Genomic DNA, 26,333 nt, shown 5'->3' with positions numbered 1-26,333 from the left:
CGGAAATCGCATGAACCTGCCACGTCGCTGCCTGTTCGCGCTGTCGGCTGCGCTGGTGCTGTCCGTTCCGGGCTGGGCGGCGGCAGACGAGCGGCCGCTTACCGTCCTGACCTGGGGCGGCGACTTCACGCGGGCCCAGCAGGTCGCCTATGCCACACCCTTCACCGAAGCGACCGGGTATCCGGTGCGGCTCGTCGATGTCGACAGCCCGACCGCGCTGATCAAGGCGCAGGTGGCGTCCGGGAACGTGACCGCCGATCTGGCCAGCGTCGGTCAGGCGGATGCCGATCGGTTGTGCGCCGAAGGGCTGGCCGAGCCGATCGACCCGGCCATCCTGGCCCCGGGAGCCGACGGAACCCCGGCCGCGCAGGATTTCCTGCCCGGCGGTCTTGACGACTGCTTCGTGGCGACCGACGTCTACTCCACGGTGATCGGCTATGACGCCACCCGGGTGGGCGCGCACCGGCCGGACAAACTGGCCGACTTCTTCGACCTTGACGCCTTCCCTGGCCGTCGCGGGGTGCTGAAGGAGCCGCGCTTCACGCTCGAGATGGCGCTGATGGGCGACGGGGTGCCGCCTGACCGGGTCTATGCGGAACTGTCCACGCCACAGGGGCTGGACCGTGCCTTTGCGCGACTGGACAGCATCCGCGACCAGATCGTCTGGTGGGAGGCAGGGGCGCAGCCCGTGCAGCTGCTCGCCGATGGCGAGGTTGCGATGACCATGGCCTATAACGGTCGGCTGTTCGCCGCGCGGTTCGATGAGGGGCGACCCTTCGCCATCCTGTGGGACGGCCAGGTCTATGAGATCGAGGGCTGGATGATCCCCAGGGGCGCACCCGACGTCAGCGCCGCGCTGGAGTTTGTGGCGTTTTCGACAGCACCGAGGCCGCTGGCCCGGGCCGCCGAACAGCTGAGCTACGGTCCCCCGCGGGTCTCGGCTCAGGCGCTGGTCGGCCGGTACAAGGACGGGGTCACCGAATTGGCCCCGCATCTGCCGACCGCCCCGGAAAACCTGCGCAGCGCACTGGCCGTGGACGCGGGGTTCTGGACGGATCACGACGCAGAGCTTACCGAACGGTTCACGACCTGGCTTGCCGGGGACTGACCCCGCCAGCCTTTCCACGAGCCGACCACGCGGCCCCGACCGCCACAAAGGACGATCATGGCTACCCCTCTCGATCCGCATGCCGCCATCGTCACCCATGCCGCGGGGCAGGGTGCCGCGGCCGAGGCGCGGCCAAACGCGCAAGGGGTGCTGCTGACCACCGCCGATGGACAGCCGCTGGCGCGCGCGCTGACCCGGTCGCGGCGCCGTGCGCGCCGGCAGGCATTTCTGCTGGTCCTGCCGCTGCTGGCCTTCGTGCTGATCACCTTCGTGGTGCCGATCGGCCAGATGCTGCAGCGGTCGGCAAAGAACCCGGGCTTTTCCGACAACATGCCGCAGGTCAGCGCGTGGTTCGACGAAAACCCCCGTGGCGCGGTGCCGGACGAGGCCGCGTTTGCAGCGCTGGCCGCCGACATGGCGGCCGCGGCCGAGGCAAGGACCGTCGGCATCGTCGGCACCCGGATCAACTACGAGCTTCCCGGCACGCGGTCGCTGTTCACCTCAACCGGCCGGAAGGTGGCGCGCGGGATCGAGCCGCCCCATCGCGAGGCGCTGCTGGAGATGGATCCGCGGTGGGCCGACGAGGAGCTGTGGACCGCGATGCGGAATGCGTCCACGCCCTACACCTCCAGCTTTTATCTCGCGGCGCTGGACCGGACCCGTGACAGCGCCGGCGACGTGGCCCGTGTTCCCGAGAACCGGCAGGTCTACGTCATGCTGTTCCAGCGGACGTTGTGGCTGTCGCTGCTGATCACCGGCCTGACCTTCGTGCTGGGCTTTCCGGTCGCGCATCTGCTGGCGACGCTGCCGATGCGGAGATCGAACCTGCTGATGATCCTTGTCCTGCTGCCGTTCTGGACCTCGCTTCTGGTGCGCACGACCGCCTGGATCGTGCTGCTGCAGCAGCAGGGCGTCGTCAACGACGCGCTGGTCTGGCTGGGGCTGATCGGCGAACAGGGTCGCCTGCAGATGATCTACAACCAGACCGGCACGATCATCGCGATGACCCATATCCTGCTGCCCTTCATGATCCTGCCGCTGTACTCGGTAATGCGGACCATCAATCCCAGCTATGTCCGCGCCGCTCGTTCGCTGGGCGCAACCAGTTGGACCGCGTTCCGCCGCATCTATTTCCCGCAGACGCTGCCGGGGCTGGGGGCAGGGGCGCTGCTGGTCTTCATCCTGGCGGTCGGGTACTACATCACCCCGGCGCTGGTGGGCGGATCGTCGGGGCAGCTGATCTCCAACATGATCGCGATGCACATGACCGAAACGCTGAACTGGTCGATGGCCGCGGCGCTGGCCGCGCTGCTGCTGGCCGGGGTGCTGATCCTCTACTGGCTTTATGACCGGCTGGTCGGCATCGACAATCTTAAGCTGGGATAGGGATCATGGCACTTCCGACCTATGCGACCCCGCTGGAGCGCGCCTGGCACTGGGCCTATCTGGCGATCTGCACGGCGATCTTCGTGTTTCTCATCGCGCCGATCCTCGTCATCATCCCGCTGTCCTTCAACGCCGAGCCCTATTTCACCTTCACCGACCGGATGCTCGCGCTGGATCCCGACGGCTATTCGATGCGCTGGTACGACAGCCTGCTGACCTTCGGCATGACCCGCCCCGACGCGCCGCGCGACGCGGCGTGGTGGGCCGATGTCTGGGCGAACGCGAAATGGGTCAACGCGGCCAAGAACTCGCTCATCATCGGCCTGTTCTCGACCATCCTTGCGACGGTGCTGGGCACCCTGGCGGCGCTGGGACTGGCGCGCCCGGAAATGCCGTTCCGCCGCGCCATCATGGCCGTCCTGATCTCGCCCATGATCGTGCCCATCATCATCACCGCGACAGGCATGTTCTTCTTCTATTCGAACCCGTGCGAGGCACTGACATGGATCGGCCTGTCGCCGCAATGCGGGCGGCTGGCCGGCACCTATCTGGGCGTGATCCTGGCCCATGCGACGCTGGGCATTCCGTTCGTCATCATCACCGTCACCGCGACGCTGGTCGGGTTCGACCAGTCGCTGTCACGCGCTGCCGCCTCGCTGGGGGCCAATCCGCGCACCACGTTCTTCCGCATCATCATGCCGCTTATCCTGCCCGGGATCATCTCGGGGGCACTCTTCGCCTTCGTCACCAGTTTCGACGAGGTCGTGGCGGTGCTGTTCATCGCCGGGCCGGATCAGCAGACCATCCCTCGGCAGATGTGGAACGGCATCCGCGAACAGATCAGCCCCGCCATCCTTGCCGTGGCGACCCTGCTCGTCATCTTCTCGATCACGCTGCTGACGACGGTCGAATTGCTGCGGCGCCGCGGCGAACGCCTGCGCGGGGTCACGCCACGATGACAGCGGACCTGACGCCCCGGGATCTGATGGACGATGCCGCCCGACCGAAGGCCCCGGCGTTCGAGAACCTGAACCCGTTGCAGGAACTGAACGGCCGCGGCCTGGCCGCCATCCATCGCTGGTACCTGCGCGACCTGTCGGCGGTCGGTCGGCTGATGGCCGAGATCCGCGACGGGATGGCCGATCCGGCGTCGCTTGCACCGCGGGTGCGGGACATGCAGATGGCGCAGAACTTCCGTCAGTTCGGAACCGCCTGCGGCGAACAGTGCCGCGCGCTCACCTCGCATCACCAGATCGAGGACGGGTACCTCTACCCGCAGCTTGAACGCCACGGCAACGACCCGCTGAACGCGGTGCTGACCCGCCTGCGCGCGGAACATGCCGTGATCCACGACCTGATCATCGATCTGTGGGACGCGGCAGCGGCGCTGTCCGAAGGCGTCGACCGGGACGACTTCCACGCCTGCGCCACCGCCTTCGTGGCGCTGGACCAGGCGGTCCGGTCGCATTTCCGCTATGAGGAAACGGAACTCGCCCCGGCGCTCGGGTTCTATGACATGCGGGTCTAGGGCAGCAGGTCCAGCCACATGGCGCTGCTGAGGACCGACAGCAGCGTCGAGATCAGCACCGTGGACGCGGCGACGCGCTGCGCCGACTGGTACATCGACGCGAACAGGAACGCATTGACCCCCGGGGGCATGGCCGCCGTCACGACCGCCGACCTGATCGACGCCGTGTCCAGCCCGCCCAGACTGCCGATGGCCATCGTCAGGGTCGGATGCAGAAGCAGGCTGACGGCGCAGCACATCGCGATCACCCCCGCATCCCCGCGCGGCCGATAACGCCAGATCACGCCGCCCAGGGCGAAGAGTGCCGTCGGCAGCGCTGCGCCCTTGACCATGGCAATGGCGGCCCAGAACCCCTCCGGCATGACCAGCCCGCCCATGCCGGCAAGGTTCATGGCAACGCCGCAGAGGATCCCAAGGACCATCGGGGTGCGGAACACCCCGATCAGCGCGCGCCAGGCGACCCGTGAGACCGCAAGTCCGGTGCCACGCGCCCGGGTGAATTCCATCGCGGTGATGCCGAAGGTGTAGACCAGGGGCGAATGGATGGCCACGATGGCGAAATTGCCGGCCAGCGCCGCGTCGCCATAGGCGCGCTGGGTGATCGGCACGCCCAGCAGCAGGGTGTTCGAGAACAGGCAGACGAAGCCGATCGCCACCGCATCCTCGGGCGAACGGCCGAACAGGAACCGCGCCCCTGCCCAGCCCGCCGCGTAGGACGCGAATGCCCCGACATAGAAGGAGGACAGCAGGACCGGATCGAAATGCGCCCCCAGATCCATCGTCGCGATGGACTGGAACAGCAGCACCGGCACCGCGAAGTTCTGGGCGAACCGCATCAGGCCGTCGATCGCCTGCGTCGACATCCATCCCAGCCAGGCGACCAGATACCCGTAGCCCAGGACCAGGAAGACCGGCAGGACGACGGTGAACAGCATGGTCACAGCTGCAGCACCAGACCGTCATGTGCGGGAACGACATGGTCGGGGGTCGCGGCCTGGACGTCGTCGTAATTCATGTCCAGGTGCATGTTGGTGATCACAGCGCGCGGGGCGCCGGACCGTTCGATCCATTGCAGCGCCTGGTCCAGATGTGCGTGGGACGGGTGCGGCGTCCAGCGCAGCGCGTCGCAGATGAACAGCTCGGCCCCCATGATCGCGGGCCAGGCGGCGTCGGGGATGGATTTCACGTCGGGCAGATAGACCAGCGCCGGCCCGTCGCCCGAGATCCGCAGCCCCAGCGCGGTGATGCTGCCGTGCTCGACCCGGAACGGGATGACATCCAGCGGCCCCCCGCGCCCGCCCAGCCGGAACGCGCCATCGATCAGGTTCAGCGCCACGACCGGCGGATAGGGCGATCCCGCCGGCGTCTGGAAAATGTAGCCGAAGCGGCTGCGCAGCGCCCGCGAGGTCGGCGTGTCGGCCCAACCCGGCAGGACGCGGCCGGTGTTGTGGACGATCTGGCGCAGATCGTCGATGCCGTGGATGTGGTCGGCATGGGGGTGGGTCCAGACGACCGCGTCCAGCACGCCCACCCCGGCGTCGGTCAGTTGCGGCACCAGATCGGGCCCGGTATCGACCAGCATGCGGGTGGTGCCCTGCGGGCCGTCGCGCTCGACCAGCAGCGAACAGCGCCGGCGCCGGTTGCGCGGGTTCGAGGGATCGCAGGCGCCCCAGTGACCGCCGAGCCGCGGCACGCCGCCGGATGACCCGCAGCCCAGGATGGTGGCGCGGATCATGCCCGTTCCGCAGCCGCTTTGGAAAACAGCCGGTCGAAATTGGCGCTGGTCAGGGCCGCGAACTCGGCATCGGTCAGGCCCAGCAGCTCGGCGCCCACGCGGGCGGTATGCACGACATGCGCCGGCTCGTTGCGCTTGCCGCGATGCGGCGGCGGGGCGAGGAAGGGCGCGTCGGTCTCGACCAGGATGCGGTCGCGCGGAGCAGCGGCAAAGATGTCGCGGATGGCGGTCGATCGGGGAAACGCCGCGATGCCGGACATCGACAGGTAGAACCCGATCCCCAGCGCGGTTTCCGCCAGCGCGGCACCCGAGGTATAGCAGTGCATGATGCCGGAAAAGGCCCCGGCGGCGTATTCCTCCGACAGGATCCGGGCCATGTCGTCGTCGGCATCGCGGGCGTGGATGATCAGCGGCAGGCCGGTCCGGCGCGCGGCCTCGACATGGATGCGCAGGCTGTCCTGCTGCCGGGCGGCGCTGTCGGCCGTGTAGTGATAGTCGAGCCCGGTTTCCCCGATCCCGACCAGCTTCGGATGCCGGGCCAGCGCCACCAGCTGGTCGACCGTCGCCATCGGCTCCTCCGCGGCCTGCATCGGGTGGGTGCCGGCAGCGTAGAAGACGCCCTCATGCGCCTCGGCAATGGCGCGGACCTGCGGTTCCAGCCGCAGCCGCGTGCAGATCGTCACCATCCGGGTCACGCCCGCCGCGCGGGCTCGCGCGACCAGCGCCGCCTGTTCGCCGTCGAAATCGGGAAAATCCAGATGACAGTGGCTGTCGACCAGCGCCGGCGGGGCGGTGAGCGGATCGGTCATGGCGAGCCTTCGGACAAGGGACGGTACGGGCGTCAGGCCTCGGGCACGCCAGGCTGCTGCGCGAGCGTGACGAGCATATCCATCACCAGCGCCGCCGGGTCAAGATTGACGGCCCGGCCGCGGCGCGCCCGGGCGGACAGTTCGGCCTGCGCCGTTGCCCAGCCCCGGGCGCTGCGCTCGTCGGGCGACATGCGGGTCAAGACCTCGGCCTCGGCCCGGGCGGCCTCGGGCAGCGGGGCGCCCATCAGCCCGGCCCGCGCGGCGCGCGCCAGGAACCGGTCGAGCAGGGTCACCACCAGGTCGAACGGATCGCCGTCCGCCCCCGGCCGCGCCGCGGCCGCGTCGGCCAGCGCGGCGGCCTGCCGGCGGTCCAGCCGGGGCAGGGTGGCGAACAGGTCGACGATCGCCTGATAGACCGAAAGCCCGTCCTGTCCGGCCAGCCGCAGCGCCTCGCCCACCGAGCCGTGGGCCAGCGCCGCCAGCCGTGTCGGATCGCCCTGCACCGCCAGCGGCGCCATCGCCGCGGCCATGTCCTCGGGCGCCAGTTCGGACAGGCGCAGGGTGCGGCAGCGCGACCGGATCGTCGGCAGCAGGCGGTCCGGCTGGTGCGCGACCAGCAGCAGCAGCGCGTCGCGCGGCGGCTCCTCCAATATCTTCAGCAGCGCGTTCGCGGCCGAGACGTTCATCTCGTCTGCGGCGTCGATGATGGCCACGCGGTGGCCGCCCTCGGCCGCGCTCATGTGGAAAAAGGACAGCAGCCGGCGGATATCGTCGACCGTGATCTCGGCGCGGATCCGGCCGGTCTTTTCGTCGACCGCACGGCGGACCAGATGCAGGCGCGGTTCGGACAGGGCCAGCACCCGACGTGCAACCGGATCGTCCGGGGTGACCGACAGGTCGTCGCTGCCGGCACCCGACAGCAGCCAGCGGGCGATGGCCCAGGCGAGCGTGGCCTTGCCGGTGCCGCGCGGCCCCGTCAGCAGCCAGGCGTGGTGCATCCGGTGTGACCGGGCTGCGTCGACGAACTCGGCCACCGCATGATCCTGACCCACCACCCGCCGGGTCTCGCGGGGGTGCGGAAAGCCGGGGACGCGATCCGCCTCGGGCAGCGCCGCCTCGGCGCTCATGCGGGATGCGGGCGCGGCGCGGCCGGCAGCAGCTGGCCGACGGCCGCCTGCACCCGCCCGGCGACTTCCTCCGGGCTGCCCGATCCGTCGATCAGGCGCACCCGGTCGGGCAGTTCCTCGACCAGCGCGCGAAAGCCGTCGCGCAGGCGTTGCTGGAAGGGCACGCCCATGCGTTCGAACCGGTCCTCGGCACCGCCCCGTGCGGCGCCCCGGGCCAGCGCGCCCGCCGGATCGGCGTCGATGACCAGCGTCAGGTCGGGCTCCAGCCCGATCATCAGCGCGTGCAGGCGATCGACCGTGGTCCGCAGGTCGGCCCGCGCGGCGCCCTGATAGACCCGGGTGGAATCGGCAAAGCGGTCGCTGATGACCACCGCGCCGCGGGCCAGCGCCGGCTCGATGGTGCGCTCCAGATGATCGCGGCGGGCGGCGGTGAACAGCAGGATCTCGGTCTCCGGCGACCAGCGGTCGCCGGCGCCCTCGACCAGCAGGCGCCGGATCTCTTCGGCCCCGGGCGCGCCGCCCGGTTCGCGGGTCAGTACCACGTCGTGCCCCGCCCCGCGCAGATGCTGCGCCAGCAGGCGGGCCTGGGTCGACTTGCCGGACCCGTCGATGCCTTCCAGGCTGATGAACATGCCGAGGCTCTTCAGCCCCCGACCGCGTCGATCGCCCGGCGGCCCAGCCGCATCGCGGCGCCTTGCAGGCGGCCGACCACGCCGGCCCGCGGCACGTCCGATACCGCCAGCAGCGGCAGCGTGGCGCCCGCGGTGCCGGGGATCGTCACGACCAGGTCACCCAGCTTCTGCCCCGAATCTATAGGTGCCTCCACCGGGCCATCGAACACCGCCTCGGCCTTGACATGGCCCGCCGCGCCCGCGGGGATCAGCACGTTGACGCCTTCCGCGGTGGTCAGCCCGACCCGTGACGCCGTGCCCAGCCAGACCGGTGCCTGTGCCACGATCTCGCCCTTGGGAACCAGGGTGCGCATGGTGAACTGCCGGAACGCCCAGTTCACGATCCGCTCGGCTTCCTCTGCGCGCGCCTCGGCAGTCTCGAGCCCGGTGATCACGAAAACGATGCGGCGGCCGTCCTGCACGGCGGACCCGACCAGACCGTGACCGGCTTCGCTGGTGTGCCCGGTCTTCAGCCCGTCGGCGCCGATCCCCAGTGCCAGCAGCGGGTTCCGGTTGAACCGGTTTGCCGGGGCGCGGTTGTCGAACGGGAACTCTGTCAGCGCAAAGTTGCGGTACAGCTCCGGATAATCGCGGATCAGGTACAGCGCCAGCATCCCCAGGTCGCGCGCCGACATCACATGCCCGGGCGCCGGCCAGCCCGAGGCGTTCACGAAATGGGACTGCGTCAACCCCAGCGTCGTGGCGCGTTCGTTCATCTGCCGGGCGAATTCCTCCTCGGTTCCGGCCAGGCCCTCGGCGACCACCACGCAGGCATCATTGCCGGACAGGACGATGATCCCCTTGATCAGCTCCTCCACCGTCGGGCGGTCGCGTTCGTTCAGGAACATCGTCGAGCCCTGCATCTGCCGGGCCTTGGTCGAGACCGGGAACCGGGTATCCATCGCCACCCTGCCTTCGCGCACCGCCTCGAACAGCATGTACAGCGTCATCAGCTTGGACATCGAGGCCGGCGGCTGCGGGGTGTCGGCGTTCTTGTCCATCAGCACCGTGCCGGTCGGCACGTCGAACACCCACGCCTCGCGCGCATTCGTGTCGAAGGCACGGGCCGCAGGCGTCCAGACCGCCGCGATCACCACGGCGAAAACGATGCGGGACAGGATCGCGCGCATGAAACAGGTCCTTTGCCAGTCTGCAGACAGGGTTAGCGCAGCAGCCACAGCCCCGCAATCGGCCTGCAGCCTGTCGTAGGCGGGGTAAAGATTTCCTGAACGGCCGTGTTTCAGCCCATCTCCTGGCGCCAGTGGCGGCGGCACAGCGGATCATAAGACGCCTGCAGCAAAACCGTGCTCATGCCGGCGTTCGTGGTCGAATAATGGGGGTACAGCTTGGCCCCATGCAGGTTACCGCCCCCGCAGGGGCTGGCAAGACGCTGCGCGGCCAGCACAGGTTCTCCCCGGCACGCGATCGGTGCCCGGGCAGAAGCAGGCCGGGGGCGGCGAACCGCCCCCCCCTCCTGGTAGGTCAGCCTTGCCGGCTGCCCGATTTCGGCGCGCGCGAGGGACGGCGCGCGGGGCGCTTGCCGGCGGCGGGGCCGGCCGATCCGGGGCGTCCGCCCTGGCGGCGGCCAGCCGGGCCGGGTACGGGACCCGTCGGCACCTCGCCCCCGATCACCGGGATCGAGGCCTTCATGGCCTTTTCCATGGCGCGCAGTTCGCCGACCTCGGCCGGCGCGCAGAACGCCACCGCCCGACCGTCGCGGCCGGCGCGCGCGGTGCGACCGATCCGGTGGACATAGTTTTCCGGCACGTTCGGCAGGTCGAAATTGTAGACATGCGCGACCTGCGGGATGTCCAGGCCGCGGGCCGCGACGTCGGTCGCGACCAGCACCTGGGTCTGTTCGGCGCGGAACCCGGCCAAGGCGCGCTCACGCTGTCCCTGGCTCTTGTTGCCGTGGATCGCGTCGACCTTGAACCCCCAGTCGGCCAGCAGCTTGCGCAGCTTTTCCGAGCCGTGCTTGGTGCGACCGAACACGATCGCCAGCTCGCCCGGATGCTTGCGCAGATACTCGGCCAGCAACGACGCCTTGTCGCCCTGGTTCACGAAATGCACGCCCTGGGTGATCTTTTCCGCGGCACGGCCGGGCGGGTTCGCCTGGACCCGCACGGGATCGGTCAGGTAGCTGGCCGCCAGCTCTTCCATCAGCTTGGGCATGGTCGCCGAGAACAGCAGCGTCTGGCGGTCGGCCGGCAGCAGCTTGGCGATACGGCGCAGCGCGTGGATGAAGCCGATGTCCAGCATCTGGTCGGCCTCGTCCAGCACCAGATAGCGGGTCTGGTCGAACCGGATCGCCTTGCGCTCGATCAGGTCGATCAGCCGGCCCGGGGTGGCGATCAGCACGTCGACGCCACGCGACAGCCGGTCGATCTGCACGCCGATCGAGGCGCCACCGACAACGCGGAAGGCGCGGACGCCGGTCCCGTGGGCATAGGCCTCGACATTGGCGGCGATCTGGGTCGCCAGCTCGCGCGTCGGGGCCAGGATCAGTGCACGGCAGGTCATCGGGTCGGGGCGCTTGCCCGCGACGAGCAGCCGGGTCAGCATCGGCAGCCCGAAGGCCGCGGTCTTGCCGGTGCCGGTCTGGGCCATGCCCAGCAGGTCGCGCCCCTCGATGATCGCGGGGATCGCCTGCGCCTGGATCGGCGTCGGTTCGGTCATGCCCAGCTCGGGCAGGTTGATCGCCACGCGCGGGTCGATGCCCATGCGGGTGAACGGGGTGTCCATGTCCGGAATGGCGCGCCGGATGAAGGGCTCGGCCTCGAACCGGTCCTTCTTGGCGCGGCCCGGGCCGCGACGGGCCTGGAACCCGGCCGAGCGCGGCTTGCCGCGGCTGTCGGCGTCGGTCGGGTGCGGGGCAGGGCGGCGGCGATTGGCGGTGCGGGCACCGGTATTGGTCGTGTCGGTCATCTCAGGTCCTGTAGCCGGCCCCCGTATCGGGCCGTGCAGAAGCCGCGGCCCGATCGGCCGCGGAAGGCAAAGGTCGCGGGTCAGATACGACACCCGCCGGCAACCCTTGCGTGACATGGGAACCTGGTCTGATGTCGAGCCTTGGCAGGAAACCTGCAGCTGCTCACGCGGCAGCGGGCGTCGACAGGGGGACAGATGGCGTGCCCCAGCCCCGGTGTCAACAGCGCGACGCCGTTTTCACAACGGTGTCGTGGACAGCAGGCGACTCGCGCCGGGCGTGCGGACAGCAAAAGTTAACCGATCCGGGCCCGGAGGTGACGCGTTGTCCCGCATCGGACCTGCGAGGAGGCACGGTCCGGATCACGTCGTGATTCACCAGGAGTTCATGCGCAGGGCTGGCGCCCGACCGGTCGCGGTTCCTGCCGCATGACAGAGGAGGAAATGATGACCAGGAAGTACACCGTTCTGTTCACGTCGCTGATGCTGGCCACCGCGCCCGCCGCCGTCATGGCGCAAAGCGCCGCCGGGGCACCCGGGGCCAGCACCCCGGACGCTGCGACCTCCGGCATGGCCGGCAGCAGCGGCTCGGCCACGTCCGGCGACGCCGGCGCGGCGGCCAGCGGGAGCATGGCGACCGACAGCGCCACGACCGGCGCCGCGGCGTCCGGCAGCGCCGACGCAACCGCCGGCGCCGGATCGGATGCGGCGGATAGCCCGGCCGACTCCCACGCCCTTGCCGACACCGGGACCGGGACAACGACCGAGGGCGCAGCCGGCACCGCCAGCGGCGGCGAGGCGGTCAGCGGCGATGCGGCGGCTGCCGCCGGCACCTCAGAAGGCACGACCGCCAAGATGGCTGGCGGCGACATGGCGGCGGACCGCGGCGTCACCGCGCATCTGAACGCGATGCTGTCGATGCCCTCGACCGGCAAGTCCGACGTGGATTTCGTGCGCAACATGATGGCGCTGCATCTGGCGGCGGCGCAGCTGGCCAAGGAGGCGTCCGGGTCGGTCGAGAACGCCGAGGTCAAGTCGATGGCCGAACAGATGGCCCCGTCGCATGAAAGCGAGGTCAAGCGCCTGGGTGACTGGCTGGAAACCAACGCGCCGGATGCCGGCGTGAGCGACATGCAGCAGATGATGCAGATGGGGTCGGATGGCGCCATGTCCGGCGGCGGCAGCATGGGCGGGTCGGCAGCGGCGTCCGGTATGGACGCGACCGGATCGACGGACGCCGGATCCTCGATGCCAGCGGCCGGGGGCGCGGATGCGTCACCCGCGGGCGCCGCGTCGGGCAGCATGCCGGCTGACGGCACCTCTGCGGACAGTGCATCGGGCAGCGGCGCCGGCGATGCCGCCTCAAGCGGGGCGGCCGGCGACGCCAGTTCCGGTGCAGGCGGCGCAACCAGCGGCGCAAACACGGGCACAGGCAACTGAGTCCGTCAGATCCGCAGGCGGCCCCGGCAACGCGCCGGGGCCGCTTTTTTCTGTTCGTCCCTGAATGTCTGTGGTCTGTTCCGGTAACCGGCCGTGCAACCGGACGGCGCGTGACCCCCTCGGTGCAAAGGAAAAACCATGATCCGTTCTGTCCTTCTGTCGGCCGTCACCGCGGCCGCCCTCGCCACCTCAGCCCACGCGCAGGTTGTCGTCTCGTCCAAGATCGACACCGAAGGAGGCGTCCTGGGCGAGATGATCCGCGCGGTGCTGGAGAATGCGGGCATCGAGACCGAGAACCGCCTGCAGCTGGGCGGCACGCCGGTCGTCCGTCAGGCGCTGCTGGCGGGCGAGATCGACATCTATCCCGAGTACACCGGCAACGCGGCCTTCTTCTTCAACCGGGCCGAGGATCCGCTGTGGAAGGATGCCGGGGCCGCCTATGCCGAGGCGAAAAAGCTCGACCAGGAGGAAAACGACGTGGTCTGGCTGACCCCGGCGCCGGCCAACAATACCTGGGGCATCGCGCTGCGCACCGACGTGGCCGAACCGGCCGGCGTCAGGACCTTGTCCGACTTCGGCAAATGGGTCAGCGACGGGGGCGAGGTCAAGCTGGCGGCCTCGTCCGAATTCGTGAACTCCGCCCCGGCGCTGCCGTCCTTCCAGGCGGCCTACGGTTTCACCCTGGGCGCCGATCAGCTGATCGTCCTGTCCGGCGGCGATACCGCCGCGACCATCCAGGCGGCCGCGAACGGCACCAGCGGGGCGAATGCCGCCATGGTCTATGGCACCGACGGCCAGATCGCGTTTTCCGACCTGACCGTGCTCGAGGACGACAAGCAGGTGCAGCCGGTCTACCAGCCGGCGCCGGTCGTCCGCGCCGAGGTCCTGGCCGAGCATCCCGAGATCGAGGGCCTGCTGCAGCCGGTCTTCGAGAAACTGACGCTCGAGACGCTGCAGGACCTGAACGGCAAGGTGCAGGTCGAGGGGATTCCCGCCGCCGATGTCGCCCAGGAGTTCCTGACCGCCAACGATCTGCTGAACTGATCCCGCATGCGGGACCGCATGGCGATCCTGCTGCTGCCGCTGGCGGCGTCGGCGGTGCTGCCGCTGGCGGTGTTCCGCGCTAACCGGATCGCCGCCGGACAGCCGCACGGGCTGGTCGACACGCTGGGTCCGGGCGCCGCCGGGCTGGCGCTCGGCGCTCTGGCGCTGGTGATCGGCGCGCTGCTGGCGCTGCACCGCCCGGTGCTGCGGGTCGCGGTCGCGGCGGGGCTGCTGGTCGGGCTGATCCTGCTGATGGGCTGGGGCGCGGCGCGGCTGGCGGCCGACGCGCCGCCGCAGGCGCGGGTCGGGCCGGGCACCGGGTTCTGGATCGCCCTGGCCTGCGCCGGGCTGCTGGTGATCGACGGGATGACCCGGCTGCGGCCCGGCCCGGCCCTGCGGCTGGCACTGGTGGCGCTGGCGGTGGGCGCGGGGTGGCTGATCCTCGGCTCCGGTGCGCTGGCGCAGCTGTCGGTCCTGCAGGAATACCAGAACCGCAGCGGCGCGTTCTGGCGCGAGGGGGCCAAGCATCTGTGGCTGGCCTTCGGCTCGTTCGGGGTGGCGATGCTGGCGGGCGTGCCGGCGGGGATCCTGCTGACCCGGCTGCCGCGGATCCGCCCCGCGGTGCTGAACCTGCTGACGATGGTGCAGACCATCCCCTCGATCGCGCTCTTCGGGATGCTGATCGTGCCGCTGGGCTGGGTGGCCGCGAATCTGCCCGGCGCCGCCGCCCTGGGCATCCGCGGGATCGGCATGGCGCCGGCCTTCGTGGCGCTGTTCCTCTATTCGCTGCTGCCGATCGTCGCCAACACCGTGGCCGGGCTGACCGGCGTGCCGCGCAGCGTCACCGAGGCCGCCGACGGCATGGGCCTGACCGCGCGGCAGCGGATGCTGCGGGTCGACATCCCGCTGGCCCTGCCGGTGATCCTGACCGCGGCGCGCATCGTGCTGGTCCAGAACATCGGCATGGCGACCGTGGGCGCGCTGATCGGGGCAGGGGGGTTCGGCACCTTCGTCTTCCAGGGCGTCGGCCAGACCGCCACCGACCTGATCCTGCTGGGCGCGCTGCCGACCGTGGCGCTGGCCTTCCTCACCTCGGCGGTCATGGACGCCCTGATCGCCATGCTGCCCGGGGCCGCGCGATGATCCGCTTCGAGTCCGTGTCCAAGGTCTATGACGGCATCGCCGTGGTGGACGACGTGTCCCTGACGCTGGAGCGTGGCACCATCACCGCCGTGGTCGGCACCTCGGGCTCGGGCAAGTCCACGCTGCTGCGCATGGTCAACCGCCTGGTCGAGCCGACCGCCGGCCGGGTGCTGCTGGACGGGACCGACACCGCCTCGGTGCCCGCCGCCGACCTGCGGCGGCGCATCGGCTACGTGATCCAGGACCACGGGCTGTTCCCGCACTGGACCGCCGCCCGCAACATCGCCACCGTGCCCGGCCTGCTGGGCTGGCCGCGCGCCGCCATCGACGCCCGGGTGCGCGAGCTGATGCTGATGCTGCAGCTCGACCCGGACGTGATCGGCCCGCGCTTTCCGCACGAACTGTCGGGCGGGCAGGCGCAGCGGGTCGGCGTCGCCCGGGCGCTGGCGGCCCGGCCCGAGGTGCTGCTGATGGACGAACCCTTCGGCGCCCTGGACCCGGTGATCCGCCAGCAGGCCCAGACCGACCTGCGCAAGCTGCAGCAGCAGCTGGGCACCACGGTGATGCTGGTCACCCACGACATGGCCGAGGCGATCCGCCTGGGCGACCGGATCGCGGTGATGCGCGCCGGCCGCATTGACCAGTTCGCCCCCCCGGCCGAGATCATCGCCGCCCCGGCCACCGGCTTCGTCGCCGACCTGCTGGGCGAGGGGGACCGCGCCTTCCGCTACCTGTCGTTGCAGCCCGCCGCGCGGCTGGCCCGGCCCGGCGCGGCCGACGGCCCGGTGCTGCCCGCCGACGCGACGATGGCCGACGCCCTGGCCGAGATGATCTGGTCCGGCCGCGACCGCCTGCCCGTCGCCGGCCCGGACGGCCACCCCGCCGGCGTCTGCACCCGCGACGACCTGATCCGGGCGGGTCGGCCCGGATGACCGGCGCGCTGATCGGCCGGCTGGTGCTGCTCGCCGGGGTGCTGGGCTTCATCCTGGCGCCCGACAGCTTCGTGCCGCTGCTGCGCCCCTTCGCGCCCGACGGGATGCCGGTCATCTATGATCGGGCCGGCTTCGGGAACCTGACGCTGTGGCATCTGGGGCTGGTCGTCGCGGCCATCGTTCCCTCGGCGCTGCTGGCCATCCTGCTGGCGGTGCTGGTGACCCGCCCGCGCGGCGCCGAATTCCTGCCGCTGTCGCGGGCGCTGGTCGGGTTCGGGCAGACCTTCCCCCCGGTGGCGGTGCTGGCGCTCGCGGTGCCGGTGGTGGGCTTCGGCGCCTGGCCCACGCTGATCGCGCTGTTCCTCTACGGGCTGCTGCCGATCTTCGAGAACGCGCTGGCCGGGCTGGTCGGCGTGCCGGCATCGGTGGCGCTGGCCGCCGACGGCATGGGCATGACCCCGCGGCAAAAGCTGTGGCAGGTGGAACTGCCGCTGGCGCTGCCGCTGGTGGTCGAGGGGATCCGGATCTCCGCCGTCATCGCCATCTCGACCGCGGCGATCGGATCGACCGTCGCGGCGCGCAGCCTGGGCGAGGTGATCATCGCCGGGCTGAACGCGAACAACCTGTCCTTCGTGGTGCAGGGCGGGCTGCTGACGGCGGGGCTGGCGGTGCTGGTCTATGACGGGCTGGGGCTGGTCGTGGCCGCCATTCGCCGCCGCCCGCGCTGACCGCCCCGCGACCGGACGCGCCGCCGGGCGTGCTGATGGCATCGCATCGCCTCGCAGCGGACCTCGCTGGGCGCATGGCGACGCGCGGACCGGGACCACATGCCGGTTCACCCTTGCCCGGATCGATCCGGCACGGCTAACTGGAGGGCAAGCCGATCCAGCGCCGCGTGACCCGATCTTGACGACCGCCTCCCTGCTGATCTCGACCTACAACTGGCCGCAGGCACTGGAAAAGGTGCTCTGGGCCCTGTCGGTCCAGTCCCGGCAAGACTTCGAGATCATCCTGGCCGACGATGGATCGGGCCCCGACACCGCGGCGCTGATCGCCCGGATGGCGCCCGCAATGCCGGTGCCGGTGGTGCATGTCTGGCAGCCCGACCTGGGCTTTGCGAAATGCCGCATCCTCAACAAGGCGCTGGCGCTGGCGCGCGGGGAACGGATCATCGTCACCGACGGCGACTGCGTCGTCCGCCGCGACTTCGTCGACTGCCACATCCGGCAGGCCCGGCCGGGGCAGTATCTGTCCGGCAGCTACTTCAAGCTGCCGCCGCATGTCTCGCGGGCGATCAGCCGCGCCGGGGTCGAAACCCAGCAGGTGTTTTCCCCACGCTGGCTCGTCGCGCACGGCATGCGCCCCGGCCCGCGGCTCTACGCAAAGACGGCAGCGTCTCCGCTGTTGGGCCGGTTGCTCGACCGCGTGGTCACCGCCAGGCCGACCTGGAACGGCCATTCCGCCTCGTGCCTGCGCCGCGACGCCCTGGCGGTGAACGGCTTCAACGAGGCAATGGGCTATGGCGGGGAGGACGCGGAATTCGGGGCGCGGCTGACCCACAGCGGCCTGCGGGGCCGCCGCATCCGGTTCTCCACGGTCGCGCTGCACCTGCATCACGGCCGCAGCTACGCCACGCCCGAGATGCGGGCCAATAGCAGTGCGATCAAGCGGCGGACCCGCGCCGAGGGGCTGATCCGGGCCGAACGCGGGGTCGACCAGTGGCTGGGACCGGACGGGGCGGCGCGGCTCGATCCGCAGGACCGGGTGGCGCGCTTCGATCCCTGACCGGGTCCGCCGCCGCGCAGGCTCGGCAACCCGGTGCGGCGGTCAGCCCGCCGCCGTGTCGGTGTCCATCCAGATCGTCACCGGCCCGTCATTGACCAGCCCGACCTGCATCATCGCGCCGAACTCGCCGGTCGCGACCGGCACCCCCAGGCCCGCCAGCGCCGCCGCAAACCGCTCGTACAGCCGGCGTCCCTCGTCCGGGGGCGCGGCGGCGGAAAACCCGGGCCGGTTGCCGCTGCGCGTGTCGGCGGCCAGGGTGAACTGGCTGACCACCAGCGCCGCGCCACCCGTGTCCAGCAGCGACCGGTTCATCTTGTCCGCGTCGTCGCGAAAGATCCGCAGCCGGGCGACGCGCCCGGCCAGCCTGTCGGCCACCGCGCCGTCGTCGCCCTGCATCGCGCAGACCAGGATCAGCAGCCCGGGGCCGATCTGGCCGACGGGGCGCCCCGCGACCGTCACCTCGGCCCGGGTCACGCGCTGGACTAGCGCCCTCACTTCACCAGACGCGCGGCCTGCATGCCGATCAGCATGGCGGGCAGGAACACCAGGATCGCGCCCCCGGCGATCAGCGTCGACGCCGCTGCCGGGCCGGGGCAGTATCCCGCCAGCCCCCAGCCGGTGCCAAAGATCGCCGCCCCCAGGATCAGCCGCCCGTCCAGCCGGGATGACGGCTTGCCCGGCAGCTTGTCCCCGGTTGCGGCCCGCTCGTAGCGGCCGGCGACCGCCCAGGCGACCGCCATCGCCGCCACCGCCCCGCCCATCACAAAGGCCAGCGTCGGGTCCCAGGCGCCGAACAGGTCCAGGAACCCCCGCACCCGGGCCGGATCGGTCATCCCGGACACCAGCAGTCCGACCCCGAACAGCCCACCCGACAGCGCCGAAAGCACGATGCGCATCATGACCAGCCAAGCCCCCGTGTTGCCGCCACGGCGATCACGCCGAAGCTCAGATAGACGCCGGTCGCGACGATGCCGCGCGGCGCCAGCCGCGAGATTCCGCAGACCCCGTGCCCCGAGGTGCAGCCGTTCCCCAGCCGCGACCCGAACCCGACTAGCAGGCCGGCCAGCGCCAGTAGCGGCCAGCTGACGACCGCGTCATGGGACTGGCCCGGGCCCAGATGGACGAACACCGCCGGGACCAGCACCAGCCCGCCCACGAACATGGCGCGGTCGAGCCAGGCATAGACGGAATCGTCGGTGTTCATCAGCCCGGCAATGATGCCGCTGGCACCCATCACCTTGCCCAGCCCCAGCAGGAACACCGCCGCGGCCCCCCCGATCATCAGCCCGCCCATCAGCCCCAGCAACCATTCCGTCGGCATGTTCATCCACCTGTCGTTGTGCCGCGGTGATATATTCAGCGGCCCGAATGATTCAATGCGATCGCCGGGTGGTTCCTGCGCCGGGCACGCCGGGGGTTTGATAAGTGGCGGAACGGATCATGAAAACTGCATGAAGCATGCGTGAACGTCGCCACTTTCTTGCGGTTTTGATCGGCGGGTCCGGTGATCGCTTCGGGACCGCTCAGGGACCCAGCATCACGCCCAGCACGACCGTCATCAGCCCCAGCAGCGAGGCCGCCAGCGCCGCCATGTTGACCGCCACCACCACCCGCATCCGGGCCCGCATCGCCGCGTCGTCCAGCCCCGCGCGGCGGGCGCGCAAGACGCTGACGATGCACCACAATATGCCCGCCAGACCGGCGCTGGTCAGGATGATTCCACCCCAGATCAGCATGTCGAAGACGGTCATCGGCTGGTCCCCCGCACGGTCGCCCCCGGCCTAGCGGCGATTGCACGACCCGGCAAGACGCCCTATGGCTCCGGCCCTGGCAGATCGCGCCACGGGACAGAGGGACATCCATGCAGGACGACAGCAGCTATGGTGTCGCAGCCGGAGAGCTGCGGCAATTCATCGAGCAATATGAACAGCTTGACGCGGAAAAGGCCGACGTCGCCGAACGCCAGAAGGAGCTGCTGGCCGAGGCCAAGGCCCGCGGCTATGACACCAAGGTGATGCGCAAGGTGATCGCGCTGCGCAAGCGCGACAAGGACGACATCGCCGAGGAAGAGGCGCTGCTGGAAATGTACAAGGCCGCGCTCGGCATGACCTGACGCGCGGCGGACCGGGCCACCGGACGCGCTGCATGCAAGACACCGGCCCGACGCGGACCCGTCCTCAGGGCGCGATGAACTCCACCCCCGGAAGCGCCGCGATCTCGGCGATGTCGCGATCATAGGTCGCGGTCATCCGGTCCACGCGCTCTTGGGTCCAGCCGGACAGCGCAATGGTGGTCTCGACCGCATCCGGCCGCGCATGCTGGCCCAGGACCCGCACGAAGATGTCGCGCCGGGTCTCGATCGTCAGCCGTGGCGCCGCCGCCAGCGAGGCGCGCAACTCGGTCATCCCCTCCGGGGTCAGAACGTCGGCGAGGGCCGACAATCCGGCCCGCAGCGGCACGTCGGGCGGGATGGTCCCCACCCGGCGCAGCACCTCGGGCCAGATCAGCGGGGTATCCTCGTGACACCAGAGCACCAGGCGCCGCCGACCGATCGACTGAAGGATCTGGCGCACAGCAGGCGCCCAGCGCATCTCTTCGGGGTTGCGGCCGCTGATCAGCTGGTCGGCCCGGCTCGGGTCGATCTTGCCCAGCAGGAACGGGATCAGCGTCGCGGGATTGCGCAAAGCCAGGAAGAACTCGGCCTCGGCGCTGGGAAAGAGATTGGCGGCCGCCACCATCTTGGGCCCCGCGGCCGAAAAGAATCCCGGTTCGGCGAGACAGCGCGCCGGTATGCCGATCAGGCCGGGCTGCGAGATGATGATCCGCTGCGGGTGATCGCTGTCGAGGATGGAGTCGAGCATCACTCCCTCCATCTCTGGAGTGGCGGGACCGCCCGACAGTGCCGCCAGCGCCTCTTCGAACAACCCGCGATGCCGCGACGGCGGCACCGGCTCGATCCCGTTCGGCAGCATCCAGCCGCGATTTTCCATCAGGGCCCGGATCATGCGTTCGGGTTCGGTTCCGTGAACCCCCAGATAGAAAGCTGCCTTCATCATCCGTCCCTGTGACCGGCCTCACCGGCCCGGCCCGGCCGGGCCGCAGAGTAGCGGCGCCGGCGCGGCAGTCAAACGGCAGGGCTTTGCCACCGACAGACCCTTGCGCGGAGGCCCCGTGCCCGCTACGCATCCGCCGATGCCGGTTTAGCTCAGTTGGTAGAGCAGCTGATTTGTAATCAGAAGGTCGCGGGTTCGATTCCTGCAACCGGCACCACGAATCCATGGCAAAATCAAAGTCGGCACGTGGCAGGGTCCAACACCGCGGCGCTCGTGCGGCTTTATTGCAGACACTGTTTTCCGGTGCGGCTTCGCGCGCACGCCGGTACTTGCGATGCGGCAGGGTTGTAACGATCGCATTCATCCGGCAGAGCGGGTTACGGAAAACAGCCTGTGGTGCGGAGAGGCGCGCAGCGAGCGGCTCGACCTCGAGGCAGCTTCTTGTCAGTCCTGGATCGATACAGTGCCACATGTCCACCGACGCTCTGACAAGCTTGGCTCGTGTACCGCAGCGCGGCGCATGTGCCCTCAACGCGGATCAGGGCCGCCTCGGCTCACGGCGGGCCACGCTTATCATTTTGCCACCATGAGGTAAGCGACTAGCGCGCCGCGCGCCGCGCGGACGCACGTTAAGGATCACATTCTCCCCCCTTTCGAGTTTGAAAGCTGGCCGCCAATTCGCGCGTTGGCAGGGTGACCAAATAGATTAGCGTCGCCAACCTAAAGTCGCACCCACTCGCATCCAGCGCCGGAGTTAACATCATTCGTCGCACAGCGCGGCCCGCCGTGACGCTGCGTACATGGTGAGAAACTAGTTTCCTGTTTCGTGTCTCCAAGCCGCTAATCTTAGGGAACCTGGTGCAATGGCTGACCTGTCTTACGGCCTCTATGACACAACGTCCGATCGGTTGCTCAACTCGCTTCAAGATGGTTCGGTCATAACAGCGGGTAGCCTGACAGACCGCACAACCTTGCTGGTGCAGGTCGACCCGACGGGGGCGCTCGCCGGAACGGCGCGCAGCATGCGCCTCACCCTGACCGGAGGCGGCCAGACCTACACCACCACCGACCAGTCCTCTCCCTACACGCTCTTTGGCGATCGCGGAGACGATTTGCTGGGCGGCGTGACGCTGGCACCCGGCAGCTACCTCTTCCAAGTGCAGGTCTACTCTAAGCCCTCGGGCAAGGGGACCCTGCTGGGAACCTACGACGTGAACTTCTCGGTCGTGCAAGGCACCAACACTGCGCCAGTCGCGGATTCGGAGAACGCGACGGTTCTTGAGGATGGCTCGGTCGTTATCGACGTGGTCGCCGGCGACACCGACGCCGAGGACGGACTGCCGGTCGCAAGCACGGTCTTGATCGTCGGCGCAGACGGACCGGACGGCCGGTTGAAGACAGTTGCCGGCGAGGGATTGTGGAGCGTCGACGGCACCAGCGGTGCGATCACCTTCATCCCTGCAGCGAACTACACCGGGCCTGTCTCACCGATCAGCTACACGATTGCCGACAGCGGCGGCCTGCGGTCTGCGCCGGCTACTGTCAGTGTCACGATAACCCCGGTCAACGACCCGCCCGTCGCCGATTCTGAAACGGCGACTGTGGCCACCGGCAGCGTTCTGACGCTCCCCGTGGCAACGCTGCTCGCCGGCGATACTGACGTTGACGGCGACATCCTGCGAGTCACGGGTGTCTCGAATCCCGTCAATGGAACGGTGGTTCTCGACACCAAGGACGACAGCGACGCGGCGAACGACGAGATCTTGTTTACGCCGACGCCAGGCTTCGCCGGGCAGGCATCGTTCAACTACCAAGTCTCCGACGGGAACGGCGGCAGCGCGACCGCTGCAGTCATGGTCTCGGTCACGGCCGGCACCACGCTGTCGATCCTACAAGAGAACCAGAAGCCCGGCGTTGCCAAAAGCATCTGGGATGCTGACGCCACTAACCAGATCGAGGGGTTTGCTACCGACATCAGCGTCGACACTGGCGAGGTCGTCACTTTCAAGGTAAACGTCAACGCCACGCATACTGCACCTTATCACATTGAAATCTACCGCCTCGGCTACTACGGCGGCAGCGGCGCGACACTGGTCACGACTCTCGATAACCTGACAGGCAGTCGGCAACCCGACCCGGTCCGCGACGCGCGCGGGCTTGTCGACGCGGGCAACTGGAGCTTGTCCGCGAGCTGGCAAACTCCAGAAACTGCCGTATCGGGGGTCTACCTCGCGAAGCTCGTACGTGACGACAACGGTGCGACCAATCAGATCCCATTCATTCTGCGCGAAGACGATCTTCGCCCGAACGGTACGAGGAGCGATGTCGTATTCCAGACGGCAGACACGACGTGGCATGCCTATAACGGCTGGGCTGGGCGCGACGGGCAGGTCGGAGGAAATTTTTACGGAGGGTTCAGTCAGCCCGATGACTTGACGCCGGACCCAGGTCCGAACCCGGACCGGGCGTTCGCGGTTTCCTATAACCGACCAATCATCACCCGAGACGGCGGGGGAGCTGCGGCGGGCGCGCAGGACTACCTGTTCGGCGCAGAGTACGCCGCAATCTACTGGCTTGAACAGCAGGGCTATGACGTGTCCTACGTCGCGGGCGTCGATACCGATCGGCTAGGGGTGAACGGGTTGCTCGGAAACAAGGCCTACCTGTCGGTCGGCCACGACGAGTACTGGTCCGGTGGGCAGCGCGCGAACGTGGAAGCGGCCCGAGATGCGGGCGTGAACCTGCTCTTCTGGAGCGGCAACGAAGTCTACTGGAAAACGCGCTACGAGCACAGCATCGACGGATCGAACACCCCGTACCGCACCCTCGTCAGCTACAAGGAAACTTGGGCGAACTTCTCCCGCGATGCACAGCCTGAGGATTACGCCAATATCGACCCGTCGGACGAGTGGACGGGCACCTGGCGTGACCTGCGGTTTGTGGAGTCCCGCGACGCCTCTGGTAACCTGATCGCCGTTGGCGCGCGCCCGGAAAACTCATTGACGGGACAGTTGTTCGGCCCCGACGGCAACAACTTCGGCGGCGGGCTCGACGTGCCGGCGACATACTCCACCCTGCGGTTCTGGCGGGGAACCAACGTCGCTGATCGCGGGGTCAACTACATCGCCACCGGAATATTGGGTTACGAGTGGAATACCTCCCCCGAAGACGCTAATCGCCCACCGGGTCTGATAAAGCTTTCGGAGACAACGCTCGAATGGCCCCGCATCCTCATCGACGAGGGCAACCGAACCGAGCCTGGCACAGCCACCCACAACCTGACCCTTTACCGAGACCCCAGCGGGGCGCTGGTCTTTGGGGCGGGAACCGTCTTCTGGAGCTGGGGGCTAAGCAACCAACACGATAGCTCCCCCTACGGTGGAAATATTGCAGACACCAACATACAGCAGCTATCTGTCAACGTCTTCGCCGACATGGGCATTCAGCCCGCTGTAACTGACGCGATCCTAGCGAGCCGCGGGCTTGCACGGGCAAGCGCATCCGCCGATGGCGTTGCTGCCAGGACCAGTCTCACCGACTTGCCGGAAAGTATCGCCGCATTCACGCCTGTCACGATCAGCGGTACAGCGACCGACAACGACGGGAACGCCTCGACAACTGACGGTGTGGTGGGAGTGGTCGAAGTATCAGTCGATGGCGGCGCAACCTGGAACGTCGCCGACGGGAAGGCAAACTGGAGCTACAGTTGGATGCCACGAACCGAGGGTACCTACGAGATCGTGGCTCGCGCCATCGACGACAGCCTGAACCTGCCTGTCCCAAGCGGTCTGTCCCGGGACACTGTCGTAGTGACCGCGCCACCTGTACCTTCCACGCTCAGCCTTTTTGATCCCCACGAAACCGTTACCGGCCTGCCGTACAATGATTCAGCTGCGGTGGAGCTTGGTGTCCGGTTCCGGGCGGCCGAGACTGGGCAGATCACGGAGTTGAAATATTGGCGCGCGGCTGGAGACGCTGGTGATACTGACACGCGCGCCGGACGGCTTTGGGACCAGAGCGGTAATCTGCTTGCGAGTGTCACGTTCACGTCCGCTCCCGGCAATACCGGCTGGCAGGTCGCAACCCTGAATACGCCGGTGCAGATTGCCGCAAATGCTGAATACGTGGTCTCGTATCGAACCAACGACAATTATTTGGCGGCTAGCGGTTATTTCACTACTGACTACACCGAGCCTTTCGGCAAGCTTGCAGCTCCGACTGGCCAGAACGGTGTCTACGCATACAATACATCGGTGGTATTTCCGACGCAAAGCTACGAGGCAAGCAACTACTGGGTCGACGTCTCCTTCCGCCCTGATACATCCGCGAGCGAACCGAGCCCCACAGGGCTGGCGACGGGCACCTTCGTTTCCTCGGACGTCTTCGTTATCGCGCCCGACCAAACGACGGTAGGCCGAGTTGCGGCGATCGACCCCGACGGCGACATGCTGCGGTTCGAGATTGCGGGCGGCAGGGATCAAAGCAAACTGACGCTCGACCCCGAAAGTGGCGTGCTCCGCTTAAAAACACGCCCCGGCGAGGTGCCGCCGAGCGAAGTCGTGCCGGAGAAGGTCTTTCAGGTCGTGGTTCAGGCCTACGATGGCGAAGACTCGCCGTTTGAGCAGAACCTTACGATTCGAGTTGGCGGCGGCCCGCAGCACGGTCCACCAGGTTGGATCGAGGATCACGACCGCGGCCTTCCCGATTTTGTAGAGGTGCCGTCTGTCGCATATATCGCGGAGACTGATTCCTTTCTATGGACTTAATCGAACGCTAGCGGTTACCCGAATCGCCAAGACGATTTTCCTGACATTAAGCTTGGTCGATCCAAACCGATTCAGCGGCGCGATCGAGCTTTCTACTCCATCAAAGTCGCAGAGCGGCAGCGTGAATGTCCTCGCAGATCGCCTCCTAAACTACTGGCTTCAGTTCGGTCAGTCGGAGCCATATGCCGGGCTGCGGCGTAGCGTTGACGCCGATTTCTGATCCCTTGCCAACGACCGGCGCAAACGCGTTTTCATCTTCCTCGACCCATGTCTCGACTAGCACGTGCAGTTGACGGCGCGAGCTCGTCGTGCTTTTACAATTCAACGACGGGGTTGTGGCCTATATATCGTGCGCGTAGCAACGGCCAAGGATGGGGAAGGCCGGGGGTTTGCAGACGCGCCTCCCCGCCGTCAGCCTTCGACATGCTGGACGCCTTCGTGGAGTGCCGTGCTGGCTTGCTCGGCGCAGCTCTGGCGGGCCACATCGCGGTTGTGAACCGTAATGCAGGGCCGCAACGACCGTCTTGTCCAACGGATAGGGTCGCAGGGAAATCGAGCCGCTCTCGGGAAACCACGGCCGCGGCATGGTGCCACCGGGCGGACCGGTAGGGCAATCTGTGCTTCGGGGGCGGGTGCAACGCGCAGCCCGCCCCGGATCAGCCGCGTGGCGGGGCTCAAGGCGCGAAAGAAGGATGCTCATCCGCTGGATAACTAACGCTTCGGTCAGGTACACCTTGGATGACGGCAAGGGTGTCAGAGCATTACGTTACAGAATTCGCCGCGCGAGGGTATTCTGGGGAGCAGCCGCTCGGCCCCGGCATGAGCACCCGATCTGCCGCCGCGTCGGGCTGCTGCCATAGACTAGGCAAACGCGGCGCGGGTAC

At 68.6% G+C, this 26,333-nt stretch carries 24 protein-coding genes and 1 tRNA gene; 13 read left to right on the top strand and 12 right to left on the bottom strand.

The window, feature by feature from the left end:
* The first annotated feature begins 10 nt into the window (after positions 1–10).
* Genes Q0938_RS14930 through Q0938_RS14915 form a run of 4 tightly spaced genes read left to right on the top strand, consistent with a single transcriptional unit; the run spans position 11 to position 4,022 of the window.
* A complete protein-coding gene (locus Q0938_RS14930; RefSeq protein ID WP_299363893.1) occupies positions 11–1,108 on the top strand; it encodes an ABC transporter substrate-binding protein in 1,098 nt (365 codons plus the stop codon).
* A gap of 57 nt (positions 1,109–1,165) precedes the next feature.
* Positions 1,166–2,494 carry an ABC transporter permease gene (locus tag Q0938_RS14925; protein ID WP_299363891.1) on the top strand — a complete coding sequence of 443 codons (1,329 nt, stop codon included), beginning with the start codon at positions 1,166–1,168 and terminating at the stop codon, positions 2,492–2,494.
* Between the two features lie 5 nt (positions 2,495–2,499).
* Positions 2,500–3,453 (top strand): ABC transporter permease, encoded by a 954-nt coding sequence (locus Q0938_RS14920; RefSeq protein ID WP_299363889.1) that lies wholly within the window; start codon positions 2,500–2,502, stop codon positions 3,451–3,453.
* Positions 3,450–4,022: a hemerythrin domain-containing protein gene (locus Q0938_RS14915; protein ID WP_299363887.1), complete on the top strand. Its 573-nt coding sequence runs from the start codon at positions 3,450–3,452 to the stop codon at positions 4,020–4,022. The genes Q0938_RS14920 and Q0938_RS14915 overlap by 4 nt, the downstream gene beginning before the upstream one ends.
* Here the strand turns inward: Q0938_RS14915 and Q0938_RS14910 are convergent.
* From Q0938_RS14910 to Q0938_RS14880, 7 genes are all read right to left on the bottom strand, one after another.
* Positions 4,019–4,957 (bottom strand): AEC family transporter, encoded by a 939-nt coding sequence (locus tag Q0938_RS14910; RefSeq protein ID WP_366942764.1) that lies wholly within the window; start codon positions 4,955–4,957, stop codon positions 4,019–4,021. The genes Q0938_RS14915 and Q0938_RS14910 overlap by 4 nt on opposite strands.
* Positions 4,958–4,959: 2 nt before the next feature.
* Positions 4,960–5,757, bottom strand: a complete 798-nt coding sequence (locus Q0938_RS14905) for an MBL fold metallo-hydrolase (RefSeq protein ID WP_299363883.1) — start codon at positions 5,755–5,757, stop codon at positions 4,960–4,962.
* On the bottom strand, positions 5,754–6,566 hold the full coding sequence (locus tag Q0938_RS14900; protein ID WP_299363881.1) for a TatD family hydrolase: 813 nt from the start codon (positions 6,564–6,566) through the stop codon (positions 5,754–5,756). The genes Q0938_RS14905 and Q0938_RS14900 overlap by 4 nt, the downstream gene beginning before the upstream one ends.
* A gap of 32 nt (positions 6,567–6,598) precedes the next feature.
* A complete protein-coding gene (locus Q0938_RS14895) occupies positions 6,599–7,693 on the bottom strand; it encodes a DNA polymerase III subunit delta' (protein ID WP_299363879.1) in 1,095 nt (364 codons plus the stop codon).
* Positions 7,690–8,325 carry a dTMP kinase gene (gene tmk / locus Q0938_RS14890; RefSeq protein WP_299363877.1) on the bottom strand — a complete coding sequence of 212 codons (636 nt, stop codon included), beginning with the start codon at positions 8,323–8,325 and terminating at the stop codon, positions 7,690–7,692. Before tmk ends, Q0938_RS14895 begins: the two co-directional genes overlap by 4 nt.
* Before the next feature lie 11 nt (positions 8,326–8,336).
* Entirely contained in the window at positions 8,337–9,494 is a 1,158-nt protein-coding gene (locus Q0938_RS14885) for a D-alanyl-D-alanine carboxypeptidase family protein (protein ID WP_299363875.1), read from the bottom strand.
* A gap of 352 nt (positions 9,495–9,846) precedes the next feature.
* Positions 9,847–11,085: a DEAD/DEAH box helicase gene (locus tag Q0938_RS14880; protein WP_299363916.1), complete on the bottom strand. Its 1,239-nt coding sequence runs from the start codon at positions 11,083–11,085 to the stop codon at positions 9,847–9,849.
* Between the two features lie 648 nt (positions 11,086–11,733).
* Here Q0938_RS14880 and Q0938_RS14875 point away from each other — a divergent pair.
* The 6 genes from Q0938_RS14875 (at position 11,734) to Q0938_RS14850 (ending at position 17,630) form a co-directional block, all read left to right on the top strand.
* On the top strand, positions 11,734–12,726 hold the full coding sequence (locus Q0938_RS14875; RefSeq protein ID WP_299363872.1) for a DUF305 domain-containing protein: 993 nt from the start codon (positions 11,734–11,736) through the stop codon (positions 12,724–12,726).
* A 138-nt stretch (positions 12,727–12,864) separates the two neighbouring features.
* Positions 12,865–13,770 (top strand): ABC transporter substrate-binding protein, encoded by a 906-nt coding sequence (locus Q0938_RS14870; protein WP_299363869.1) that lies wholly within the window; start codon positions 12,865–12,867, stop codon positions 13,768–13,770.
* Positions 13,771–13,776: 6 nt separating this feature from the next.
* Positions 13,777–14,913 carry an ABC transporter permease gene (locus Q0938_RS14865; protein WP_299363866.1) on the top strand — a complete coding sequence of 379 codons (1,137 nt, stop codon included), beginning with the start codon at positions 13,777–13,779 and terminating at the stop codon, positions 14,911–14,913.
* Positions 14,910–15,845 (top strand): ABC transporter ATP-binding protein, encoded by a 936-nt coding sequence (locus tag Q0938_RS14860; RefSeq protein ID WP_299363864.1) that lies wholly within the window; start codon positions 14,910–14,912, stop codon positions 15,843–15,845. The genes Q0938_RS14865 and Q0938_RS14860 overlap by 4 nt, the downstream gene beginning before the upstream one ends.
* Positions 15,842–16,573 (top strand): ABC transporter permease, encoded by a 732-nt coding sequence (locus Q0938_RS14855; RefSeq protein WP_299363862.1) that lies wholly within the window; start codon positions 15,842–15,844, stop codon positions 16,571–16,573. The genes Q0938_RS14860 and Q0938_RS14855 overlap by 4 nt, the downstream gene beginning before the upstream one ends.
* Before the next feature lie 178 nt (positions 16,574–16,751).
* On the top strand, positions 16,752–17,630 hold the full coding sequence (locus Q0938_RS14850) for a glycosyltransferase family 2 protein (RefSeq protein WP_299363860.1): 879 nt from the start codon (positions 16,752–16,754) through the stop codon (positions 17,628–17,630).
* Between the two features lie 42 nt (positions 17,631–17,672).
* Here Q0938_RS14850 and dtd read toward each other — a convergent pair whose 3' ends face one another.
* The 4 genes from dtd to Q0938_RS14830 form a co-directional block, all read right to left on the bottom strand.
* Positions 17,673–18,125 (bottom strand): D-aminoacyl-tRNA deacylase, encoded by a 453-nt coding sequence (gene dtd, locus Q0938_RS14845; protein WP_299363858.1) that lies wholly within the window; start codon positions 18,123–18,125, stop codon positions 17,673–17,675.
* Positions 18,122–18,529 carry a DUF6691 family protein gene (locus Q0938_RS14840; RefSeq protein WP_299363857.1) on the bottom strand — a complete coding sequence of 136 codons (408 nt, stop codon included), beginning with the start codon at positions 18,527–18,529 and terminating at the stop codon, positions 18,122–18,124. Before Q0938_RS14840 ends, dtd begins: the two co-directional genes overlap by 4 nt.
* Positions 18,526–18,957: a YeeE/YedE family protein gene (locus tag Q0938_RS14835; RefSeq protein ID WP_366942763.1), complete on the bottom strand. Its 432-nt coding sequence runs from the start codon at positions 18,955–18,957 to the stop codon at positions 18,526–18,528. The genes Q0938_RS14840 and Q0938_RS14835 overlap by 4 nt, the downstream gene beginning before the upstream one ends.
* Positions 18,958–19,153: 196 nt before the next feature.
* Positions 19,154–19,381: a hypothetical protein gene (locus Q0938_RS14830; protein ID WP_299363855.1), complete on the bottom strand. Its 228-nt coding sequence runs from the start codon at positions 19,379–19,381 to the stop codon at positions 19,154–19,156.
* 110 nt (positions 19,382–19,491) lie between these two features.
* Here Q0938_RS14830 and Q0938_RS14825 point away from each other — a divergent pair, with 110 nt between their 5' ends.
* Positions 19,492–19,743 carry a DUF2312 domain-containing protein gene (locus tag Q0938_RS14825; RefSeq protein ID WP_299363853.1) on the top strand — a complete coding sequence of 84 codons (252 nt, stop codon included), beginning with the start codon at positions 19,492–19,494 and terminating at the stop codon, positions 19,741–19,743.
* Between the two features lie 64 nt (positions 19,744–19,807).
* Here the strand turns inward: Q0938_RS14825 and Q0938_RS14820 are convergent, their stop codons facing one another.
* Positions 19,808–20,683 carry a hypothetical protein gene (locus tag Q0938_RS14820; RefSeq protein ID WP_299363851.1) on the bottom strand — a complete coding sequence of 292 codons (876 nt, stop codon included), beginning with the start codon at positions 20,681–20,683 and terminating at the stop codon, positions 19,808–19,810.
* Between the two features lie 141 nt (positions 20,684–20,824).
* Here Q0938_RS14820 and Q0938_RS14815 point away from each other — a divergent pair.
* Positions 20,825–20,900, top strand: a tRNA-Thr gene (locus tag Q0938_RS14815).
* A 646-nt stretch (positions 20,901–21,546) separates the two neighbouring features.
* Positions 21,547–25,449, top strand: a complete 3,903-nt coding sequence (locus Q0938_RS14810; RefSeq protein ID WP_299363849.1) for a N,N-dimethylformamidase beta subunit family domain-containing protein — start codon at positions 21,547–21,549, stop codon at positions 25,447–25,449.
* Positions 25,450–26,333: the final 884 nt, after the last annotated feature.

Origin of the sequence: uncultured Paracoccus sp. (genome assembly GCF_947496875.1) — a bacterium.
Classification (GTDB): Bacteria; Pseudomonadota; Alphaproteobacteria; order Rhodobacterales; family Rhodobacteraceae; genus Paracoccus.
This window is presented reverse-complemented; position numbering and strand designations above follow the sequence as displayed.

Bases quoted from the DNA above. Each gene is read 5' to 3' on its own strand.
- Q0938_RS14930 (WP_299363893.1), top strand. From the start codon at position 11: ATGAACCTGCCACGTCGCTGCCTGTTCGCGCTGTCGGCTGCGCTGGTG.
- Q0938_RS14925 (WP_299363891.1), top strand. From the start codon at position 1,166: ATGGCTACCCCTCTCGATCCGCATGCCGCCATCGTCACCCATGCCGCG.
- Q0938_RS14920 (WP_299363889.1), top strand. From the start codon at position 2,500: ATGGCACTTCCGACCTATGCGACCCCGCTGGAGCGCGCCTGGCACTGG.
- Q0938_RS14915 (WP_299363887.1), top strand. From the start codon at position 3,450: ATGACAGCGGACCTGACGCCCCGGGATCTGATGGACGATGCCGCCCGA.
- Q0938_RS14910 (WP_366942764.1), bottom strand. From the start codon at position 4,957: ATGCTGTTCACCGTCGTCCTGCCGGTCTTCCTGGTCCTGGGCTACGGG.
- Q0938_RS14905 (WP_299363883.1), bottom strand. From the start codon at position 5,757: ATGATCCGCGCCACCATCCTGGGCTGCGGGTCATCCGGCGGCGTGCCG.
- Q0938_RS14900 (WP_299363881.1), bottom strand. From the start codon at position 6,566: ATGACCGATCCGCTCACCGCCCCGCCGGCGCTGGTCGACAGCCACTGT.
- Q0938_RS14895 (WP_299363879.1), bottom strand. From the start codon at position 7,693: ATGAGCGCCGAGGCGGCGCTGCCCGAGGCGGATCGCGTCCCCGGCTTT.
- tmk (WP_299363877.1), bottom strand. From the start codon at position 8,325: ATGTTCATCAGCCTGGAAGGCATCGACGGGTCCGGCAAGTCGACCCAG.
- Q0938_RS14885 (WP_299363875.1), bottom strand. From the start codon at position 9,494: ATGCGCGCGATCCTGTCCCGCATCGTTTTCGCCGTGGTGATCGCGGCG.
- Q0938_RS14880 (WP_299363916.1), bottom strand. From the start codon at position 11,085: ATGGGCATCGACCCGCGCGTGGCGATCAACCTGCCCGAGCTGGGCATG.
- Q0938_RS14875 (WP_299363872.1), top strand. From the start codon at position 11,734: ATGACCAGGAAGTACACCGTTCTGTTCACGTCGCTGATGCTGGCCACC.
- Q0938_RS14870 (WP_299363869.1), top strand. From the start codon at position 12,865: ATGATCCGTTCTGTCCTTCTGTCGGCCGTCACCGCGGCCGCCCTCGCC.
- Q0938_RS14865 (WP_299363866.1), top strand. From the start codon at position 13,777: ATGCGGGACCGCATGGCGATCCTGCTGCTGCCGCTGGCGGCGTCGGCG.
- Q0938_RS14860 (WP_299363864.1), top strand. From the start codon at position 14,910: ATGATCCGCTTCGAGTCCGTGTCCAAGGTCTATGACGGCATCGCCGTG.
- Q0938_RS14855 (WP_299363862.1), top strand. From the start codon at position 15,842: ATGACCGGCGCGCTGATCGGCCGGCTGGTGCTGCTCGCCGGGGTGCTG.
- Q0938_RS14840 (WP_299363857.1), bottom strand. From the start codon at position 18,529: ATGATGCGCATCGTGCTTTCGGCGCTGTCGGGTGGGCTGTTCGGGGTC.
- Q0938_RS14835 (WP_366942763.1), bottom strand. From the start codon at position 18,957: ATGAACATGCCGACGGAATGGTTGCTGGGGCTGATGGGCGGGCTGATG.
- Q0938_RS14830 (WP_299363855.1), bottom strand. From the start codon at position 19,381: ATGACCGTCTTCGACATGCTGATCTGGGGTGGAATCATCCTGACCAGC.
- Q0938_RS14825 (WP_299363853.1), top strand. From the start codon at position 19,492: ATGCAGGACGACAGCAGCTATGGTGTCGCAGCCGGAGAGCTGCGGCAA.
- Q0938_RS14820 (WP_299363851.1), bottom strand. From the start codon at position 20,683: ATGAAGGCAGCTTTCTATCTGGGGGTTCACGGAACCGAACCCGAACGC.
- Q0938_RS14810 (WP_299363849.1), top strand. From the start codon at position 21,547: ATGGCTGACCTGTCTTACGGCCTCTATGACACAACGTCCGATCGGTTG.